This window comes from Oryzihumus sp. (assembly GCF_036391795.1).
GTDB lineage: Bacteria > Actinomycetota > Actinomycetes > Actinomycetales > Dermatophilaceae > Oryzihumus.
In genome coordinates this window covers 1-7,418 of record NZ_DASVZH010000252.1, presented here as the reverse complement: position 1 = coordinate 7,418, position 7,418 = coordinate 1, and the positions used below count along the sequence as shown (strand labels likewise).

Annotated in this window: 8 protein-coding genes; 4 read left to right on the top strand and 4 right to left on the bottom strand. The window is 72.8% G+C overall.

The window, feature by feature from the left end; translation table 11 throughout:
- The 4 genes from VF825_RS15520 to VF825_RS15505 all read right to left on the bottom strand — a co-directional run.
- Window positions 1-1,270 (bottom strand): S8 family peptidase (locus VF825_RS15520; protein WP_331114928.1); only part of this gene is annotated, 1,270 nt, incomplete at its 3' end.
- 29 nt (window positions 1,271-1,299) lie between these two features.
- Complete coding sequence (locus VF825_RS15515) at window positions 1,300-1,944, bottom strand: hypothetical protein (RefSeq protein WP_331114925.1); 645 nt, start codon at window positions 1,942-1,944, stop codon at window positions 1,300-1,302.
- Between the two features lie 93 nt (window positions 1,945-2,037).
- Window positions 2,038-2,316, bottom strand: coding sequence for a WXG100 family type VII secretion target (locus VF825_RS15510; RefSeq protein ID WP_141787697.1), 279 nt, complete (start codon window positions 2,314-2,316; stop codon window positions 2,038-2,040).
- 16 nt (window positions 2,317-2,332) lie between these two features.
- The gene (locus tag VF825_RS15505) at window positions 2,333-2,644 is read right to left on the bottom strand and encodes a WXG100 family type VII secretion target (protein WP_331114922.1); all 312 of its coding nucleotides are present in this window, start codon (window positions 2,642-2,644) and stop codon (window positions 2,333-2,335) included.
- Between the two features lie 214 nt (window positions 2,645-2,858).
- Between VF825_RS15505 and eccD the strand changes: the two genes are divergently transcribed.
- The 4 genes from eccD to VF825_RS15485 all read left to right on the top strand — a co-directional run.
- Window positions 2,859-4,199 carry a type VII secretion integral membrane protein EccD gene (gene eccD / locus VF825_RS15500; protein WP_331114920.1) on the top strand — a complete coding sequence of 447 codons (1,341 nt, stop codon included), beginning with the start codon at window positions 2,859-2,861 and terminating at the stop codon, window positions 4,197-4,199.
- A gap of 106 nt (window positions 4,200-4,305) precedes the next feature.
- Window positions 4,306-4,980 (top strand): hypothetical protein, encoded by a 675-nt coding sequence (locus VF825_RS15495; protein WP_331114918.1) that lies wholly within the window; start codon window positions 4,306-4,308, stop codon window positions 4,978-4,980.
- Between the two features lie 95 nt (window positions 4,981-5,075).
- On the top strand, window positions 5,076-6,416 hold the full coding sequence (eccB, locus tag VF825_RS15490; protein ID WP_331114916.1) for a type VII secretion protein EccB: 1,341 nt from the start codon (window positions 5,076-5,078) through the stop codon (window positions 6,414-6,416).
- Window positions 6,416-7,418: S8 family serine peptidase (locus VF825_RS15485; protein WP_331114914.1), on the top strand; the 1,003-nt coding region annotated here is incomplete at its 3' end. The genes eccB and VF825_RS15485, both read left to right, overlap by 1 nt.

Sequence of the window (7,418 nt, the reverse complement as noted above, 5' to 3'; positions counted from 1 at the left end):
GAGCCGCCGACTTCCCTGCGGGTGCCGTGGCGGGGCTCCCGCTCGGTGCCGTGGCGCTCGCCGACTGGCCCGGCAGTGGCTGGCCGGTGACCTGGCTCCACGTCGGCTTGAGCGCCGGGTCGTTGCTCTTGACCAGCATCGGGTTGGTGTCCGGGAACTGCTGGTAGTGGCGGTACATCATGTCGGCGGGGTCGAAGATCCCCCAGCCGTAGCCGCCGTTGGAGTTCTGCACCGCCGGGAAGCTCGACCCCACCCGGCGGAAGCCGTAGACCCACGCCGGGTTGCCGGCCTGGTCCGTGCCCTTCTTCAGGCCGGGGGTGTGGACCATCATCTGCAACAGCTGGTTGGCCGTGGCCCGCGGGAAGTGCGACCACACTGCCGCCAGGCCCCCGGACACCAACGGCGTCGCGAGCGAGGAGCCGTTCGCCTGGTAGCTGGCGGTCTTCCACCCCCCACCCACGTGCGAACCGAGGAGCATGCCCACGCCCGGTGCGGCGATGTCGACGAAGCCGGCGTTGCTGGCCCCCTGAGCGGCGCCGGGACCGAGCTTGCCTCGACGGTCCACGTAGTTGACCGACACCACGCCGTTGGCGAGCGCGGGGTAGCCCACCGAGCCGTGGTCGTCGGTGCCCGACACGAGGATCACGCCCGCGCGCTGCGCCCTGGCGACCGCCGCGATGAACTTCTCGCGGAAGAAGGTGCCGTCGAAGCTCATGCTGACGATCTTCGCCCCGTCCTTGACCGCCTGGTCGAGGGTCCGGGCCATGAGGTCGTCCTGGCCGGCCAACGAGCACTCCTCGTTGTCGCGGACCGCGACGGTGTAGTAGCGCAGCGTGGCGTCCGGGGCGATGCCCCGCACGCCGTCCCGACCGTCGGTGCCCTGGCCAGTCCCCACGATCATCGAGGCGACGTTGGTGCCGTGGTCGGCGTTGGTGTCGCTGGCCGTCGGGGCGGTGCCCTTGTCACAGAACGTCTTCACCGACGCGAGTCGCCCCTTGAGCTCCGGCACGTCCGGGTCGACCTGGTCGTCGAGCACCGCCACCGTGATGCCCTTGCCGGTGCCATAGCGGTGAAGCTCGTCATAGCCCATCGCGGAGTACCACCACGTCGAGGGCGGGGCAGCGGTGTCCGCAGGTGCTGCCGTGGTCGCCTGCGCCGCCGTGAGCCCCTGACCCGGCGTCGAGGCAGCGGCACCTGTCGCAGCGGCCATGACGAGCGCCACGGCTGCGGTAGCGGCGGCCGTCAGGCGGCGGCGAGGCTTCCGGGTCACGTGCGTCCCTCCTTGTCGACCGGTGGTGCTCAACCAGTCGGCTTGTCGCTGGCGTAGGGGTCCTGGCCGGCGTTGACCTTGACGTCGTGCTGGTCGCCGTTGCTCCCCGTCGACGCGGCCGGCGTCACTGTGGCCGGGCTGTCGGTGACCGCCGCCGCACCGGAGGAGTCCGGGGTGCCCGCCGACGGGGGGTTGCCTGTGCCCGCCTGCTGCTGGCGCAGGGCCTCCTGCTCCAGCGCCTGCTGCCTGTGGTGGGCGCGCGTCGCCTCGTCCGAGTGGTTCGCGTGCGTGTACTTCCGGTTCTCCTCGAGCGTCCCACCGTCGCTTCCGAAGCCGGCGAACACGGACTGGGCGCGGTGGTCGCGGCGCTCCATGTGCTCGGCGACCTTGAGCAGGTTGCGCTGGTAGGTGGCGACGTCCTTCTGCACACCCTCGAGCGTCGCGACGTAGATGTCGTAGGCGGCCTCGTAGACCTGGCCGAACGTCTGGCACGCGGGGATGTCCGAGAACGAGTCCGCGCTGAGCCCGGTCGAGGTGACCTTCTTGTGGCTGGTCTTCGCGTGCTCGGTCCAGACCGCCCCCTTGGAGTGGGCCAGCCGGCGGATCATCTCGAAGTCGTACTCGGCGTGCTGTCCCCCCGAGTAGCCGCCCCCTGCCTCTGCCGGGTGATTCATCGCGTTTCCCCTTTCACGCGGTCGTGCCGGTCACTCGCAGCTGTCGCGGCACGTGCCGGAACCCCGAGCGCGGCTCCGGCACGACCGTGGCGGCTACCAGAGGTTGGTGTTGTGCTTCTCGCCCTCGGAGTAGTCCTGGTGGCTGGCGTCGACGGCGGTGCCGATGTCGGCCAGCAGCTGCTTCATGTCCTGGATCGCCGAGGTCCACTGGGCCTTGGCCTGGGTGTAGGCCTCGGAGGCCGAACCCGTCCAGTCCGAACGCAGCGGGGCGAGGGACTGGTCCATCTGCTGCAGCTTGCTGTCGATGTTGTTGGCACCGGCCTTGATGTCGCCGGCCGCCTGCTGGAGTGCGCCGAACTCAACCTTGAACATGTGCGTTCCCCCTGATTCAGCCGAGACGGGACTGGAGCTTGCTGAACGACGACTGCGCCGAGTCGTCGCGCTGGGTGTAGGTGCTCTGCGACGAGCGCAGGTTGGCCTCGAAGCGGTCCAGCGCGTCGATGATCTTGCGCGAGTCCTCGTCCCAGCGGTTCATCGCGGACTGGAAGCTCGTCGAGCCCGAGCCCTTCCACTGCGCGCCGATGCCTGCGAGCTTGCCCCGCAGCGCGCTCAGCTCGGAGTTCAGCTGGTCGCGGGTGTCGGAGATGATCTTGGCGCCCCGGTCAATTGCACCATCGGCAGCTGAGACTTCACCGGCCATGTTTGCCTCCCCTGTGACGTGGCCCCCCCACGGGGCGCGTGACGTGTCGTGTCGTGTGGCATGCACGTGCCTCAGCCCCGTCGGGACGAGGCCGCGAGCAGACTAGCCCATACGGACTAGTCCTCGGCAGACCTTCGACCTGACTATGCTCGACCCGCCCTCGGCCGTGACGCTCGAGGCGTGCACGCCGTGACCGTCACCCGGGGAGGGGCCCGTGACCCAGACCAGCACTGCCGCGACCACGTTGATCCGCCTGTCGGTGACCGCAGGCACGCGGCGGGCCGACCTCGGACTGCCGGGCGGGATCCCGGTCGCCGAGATCATCCCCGAGCTCGCGCGTGAGCTCGGCCTGCTCGACCTCGACGCCATCTCGCAGGGCTTCCGGCTCGTCCGGCACGACGGGATCCCCGTCGAGCCCGACCGCAGCCTGGCGGCACAGGGCGTGGAGGACGGGTTCGTCCTCGCCCTCGAGCCGGCCGGCGACGCGGTGGAGACCAAGGTCTACGACGACGTGGTCGAGGCGGTGGCCGACCTCGTCGAGTCACAGTTCGCCCCCTGGACGGCGGAGAACAGCGCCCGCACCGCGCTCGGCGCCTCCGTCGTGTTCTTCCTCGCCGGCGCCGTAGCCCTGTTCACCGCCCGCGGGCACGGGGCGCTCGTCATCGCCTTGGGTGCGGTCGTCGCGGTCCTGCTCGTGGTCGTCGCCGCCGTCCTGGCGCACACGCGCGACCAGCACGTGCCCGCCGCCGCCCTGGCCGTGGTCGCCACCGCGTATGCCGCGGTGGCCGGCTTCGCGGTGAGCACGCACGGCACCGTGTGGGCACGGCCGCTGCTCTACGCCGGGGCTGCGATGTGCGTCGCGGGCATCGCCGGAGCCGTGGCGGTGACCCAGTACCGCTCCATGGTCGGCGCGTCCGCCGCCGTCGGGCTCGCGCTGGGGGTGGTCGGCGCCCTGACTGCGTTCACCGGCTGGGCCGTCGCCGGGATCTGCGCCGTGATGCTGGCCGTCGCCGTCATCACCAGCAACCTCCTCCCCTGGCTGGCGGTCTCCTCCAGCCGCCTGTCCACCCACTCCGCCCGCACCGAGGCCGAGATCTACGCCGACGCCCCGCGGGTCGAGCGCGCAGCCGTGCGCCGCCAGGTCCGGCTCGGCCATCAGCTGCTGCTGGCGCTGAGCATGGCCACCGGCCTGGTCGCCCTGGTGTGCGCCCCGCAGGCCGCGTCTGGCGGGGTGCTTGGCACGGTCCTGGGCGCGACAGCGTTCGCCGCGGTCCTGCTGCGCACCCGGCACAGCCGCACCCGCTCCAGCGTCCTGGTGGCCATGGTCGTCGGTGTGCTCGGCCTCGCCGTCGTCGGCGTCAGCGCCGCCCTGACCCACCCGTCGTGGCGGCCGTTCATGGGCGTGGCCCTCGCCGGCGCCGCTGCCGTCGTGGTCGCTCTCGCCCTGCTCGCGCCCCGCTCCCGCGTGGGCCTGGGCCGGGTCGCCGACGCCCTCGACGGGGCCTGCCTCGTGGCCCTGCTGCCGCTCTCGCTCGCGGCGGCAGGGGTCTTCTGAACGTGACCCAGCAGACATTTGCCGCAATCGACCGCCGACCGTAAGGTTCCCACGACTCCGTCACGGAGCCGGGGGCACGACTTCTGACCACCTCAAGGGGGGACCTGTGACTTCCACGCGCCGTCTCAGTGCCATTGCCGCCGCCGGCCTGACCACCGCCTGCCTCGTGGGCGCGACGCCGTGGGTGGCACAGGCACACACGCTCGACACCGGGGTCCGGGTGGCCGCCGCGGTTCCCGCGGACGAGCTGCCGACCCCCACCGACACGCCCACTGACACGCCGACGGACACGACGCCGCCGACCACCCCGAGCGACACGTCCACGGACACGCCGACGGACACGATGACGTCCAGCTCGTCGACGACCACCACCGAGCCGCCGACCGACGGCGGCGGCGGCATCACGATCACCGCCACGCTGCCGTCCGTCCCGGGCCTGCCGGGTGGCAACGGCAACGGCAACGGAAATGGCAACGGGAACGGCAACGGCGGCTCGGTCCCGACCGGCGGCCTCGGTGGCGGCAACGCCGGCGCCGACGGCGCGATCCAGGACGGCGCGTGCGGCGGCCTGCTCTGCGCCGGCAGCTCCTACGAGAACGTTGTGGGCGCCCAGGCCCCGGCGCGCCCCCAGGCCCCGGCCCAGTCGAGCAACCCGGTGCTGGCCTACACCGGCGCCAACATCGTCCCGCTGCTGTCCCTCGCCGCAGCCCTGCTGATGCTGGGCATCGGAACCCTCGTGGTGCGTTCGCGGCTCCAGGCGGCCCACCAGCGGCGGCACTGACGCGAGGGGCACGGCATACACCTCGGGCGGGGCGGACCACCATCGGCGGGCCGCCCCGCCCTGTCGCTCTCACACGGTGAAGGCAGGGAACCTCTGTGGCAACCAAGAAGGACCTGGTCGAGGCTCAGTCGTTCAGCCGCCGGCGGCTCACCACCGCCTTCGTCAGCGGCTCGCCGGGCGGCCGTGAGGTCGAGCCGCAGCGCCCGCTGCGCGCCGTCGTCGGCGGCATCGCACTGTCGGTGCTCCTGGGCCTGGGTGGCCTCGCGGCGGGCGCCCTGCAGCCCTCGCTGCCCGCCGGCTGGGACGACAACTCCCTGGTGATCGCCAAGGCCAGTGGCGCGCGCTACGTCGCCATCAAGCAGGTCCTCTACCCGATCATCAACACCTCCAGTGCCCGCCTGCTGATCCCGGCCGACTCCTTCAAGGTCGTCACCGTCGACGACGACAAGATCACCCGGTCACCGCGCGGCGCCACGATCGGCATCCTCGGGGCCCCTGACTCCCTGACCCCCCGCGAACGCCTGGTGCGCAGCGGGTGGGTCTCCTGCGCCGGCCGCACCGGCGGCGTCCGCACCACCCTCGGGTCGGGGACCGCGAGCACTCCGGCCAGGGACAAGGCCGTGGTGGTGCGCACCGGCGGACAGCTCTTCGTGGTGACCGGCGGACACCGCCTGCCGGTGGCCAAGGGTGACGGGCCGGGGGTGCTGCGCGCGCTCGGGCTCGACGGCGCCACGCCGGTCGAGGCCCCGGCGGCGTGGACGAACCTGTTCCCCAGCGGGCCGGAGCTGAGCCCCCTGACCCTCGACGGCGTGGGCCGCACCGTGGCGGGTCTGCCCCATGGCGCCACCGTCGGCTCGGTGCTCGCCGTGGCCACGCCGGGCGGCGACCCGCGGCGCTACCTCGTCACCCCCGGCGGCGACCTGGCCCTGCTGCCGCCCTTCGCCTACGCCCTCTACCAGCTCGGCTCGGGCCGCGACGTCGGCGAGGACATCGCGGCCACCCCCGCCGAGGTGGGCTCGCTGCGCACGACCGACAGCTCGATCGTGCCGTCGCAGTGGCCCGAGCAGGTGCCCTCGGCCCTGGACGGGGTGCCGTGTGCCACGCTCACCTCCGGACCGACCACCGTGCCGAGCGTCGCGCTCAGCACCGCACCCTCCGTGGTCACCCCGGCGCAGGGCACGCTGACCACGGTCGAGGGGGGTGCCGGCGCCCTCGTGCGGGCGATCGGCGACAACATCATCAACCGCGGCCCGGTGCTGGCCATCGACCAGACCGCCACGGCCTACTCGGTCGAGGGCGGTGACGACGTGCTCGCACGGCTGGGCTACGCCAAGGGTGACGTCACCCCCGTGCCGCAGGCGTGGCTGGAGCTGTTCCGTTCCGGGCCGACCCTGTCGGTCAGGGCCGCGTCGTCCGCGATCTCGACCGGCCGCTGATGCGTGCCCGCCGGCTGCTCGCCCTCGCCGCGGCCACGAGCATCGCGGCCACCGGGCTCATCGTCTCCGCGCCGACCGTGGCCCAGGCGCAGGAGTGCAACCCCAAGATCGCCCAGCTGGTCAAGGACACTCCCCCGGCGCTGCAACGGCTCAACGCGCGCTACGCCTGGGGCGTCGCCACCGGACGCGGGGTCGTCGTGGCGGTCGTCGACTCCGGGGTCGACCGGCACAACAAGCACCTGCAAGGCGCCCTCGTACCCGGCAAGAGCTTCGTGCCCGGGCTGACGGCCGATGGCGACGAGGCCGGCCACGGCACCGCCATCGCCGGCGAGATCGCCGCTCGCCAGGTCCCCGGATCCGGTGTGGTCGGGCTGGCCCCGGACGCCAGGATCATGCCCGTGCGGGTCTTCTTCGGCGCCGACGACCAGAGCCGCGCCGCGGGGGTGGGGCCGCGGCCCGACCGCATCGCCGCGGGCATCCGCTGGGCGGCCGACCACGGGGCGCAGGTCATCAACGTCTCGATGAGCACCCCCACCGACGACGCCCGGCTGCGTGACGCGGTGCAGCATGCGACCGACCGGGGTGCGCTCGTGGTGGCCTCCGCCGGCAACCGCACCACCGCGGAGGACAAGAGCGACGGGGTGCGCTACCCCGGCGGCTATCCCGAGGCCGTCGCGGTCTCGGCGGCCGACCTCGCCGACTCCGTCACCGACGACTCGATCCACGGGCCGCACGTCGACCTCTCGGCGCCGGGCACCAACATCCTCACCACCTACTACGGCGCCGGTGACTGCCTCATCAGCGCCGAGGGCGAGTCGACCAGCTTCGCCACCGCCTACGTCTCGGCGTCGGCGGCCCTGCTGGCCCAGCAGTTCCCGCACGCCACCCCTGCCGGCTGGAAGCACCGGCTCGAGGTGACCGCCTCCCGCGAACGCCGCGACGGGCGCGACGACCGGGCCGGCTGGGGGCTGGTGCAGCCCTACGAGGCCCTGACCGCCGTGA

Coding starts and splice junctions, on each gene's coding strand:
- VF825_RS15510 (WP_141787697.1), bottom strand. CDS start 2,316: ATGTTCAAGGTTGAGTTCGGCGCACTCCAGCAGGCGGCCGGCGACATC.
- VF825_RS15515 (WP_331114925.1), bottom strand. CDS start 1,944: ATGAATCACCCGGCAGAGGCAGGGGGCGGCTACTCGGGGGGACAGCAC.
- VF825_RS15505 (WP_331114922.1), bottom strand. CDS start 2,644: ATGGCCGGTGAAGTCTCAGCTGCCGATGGTGCAATTGACCGGGGCGCC.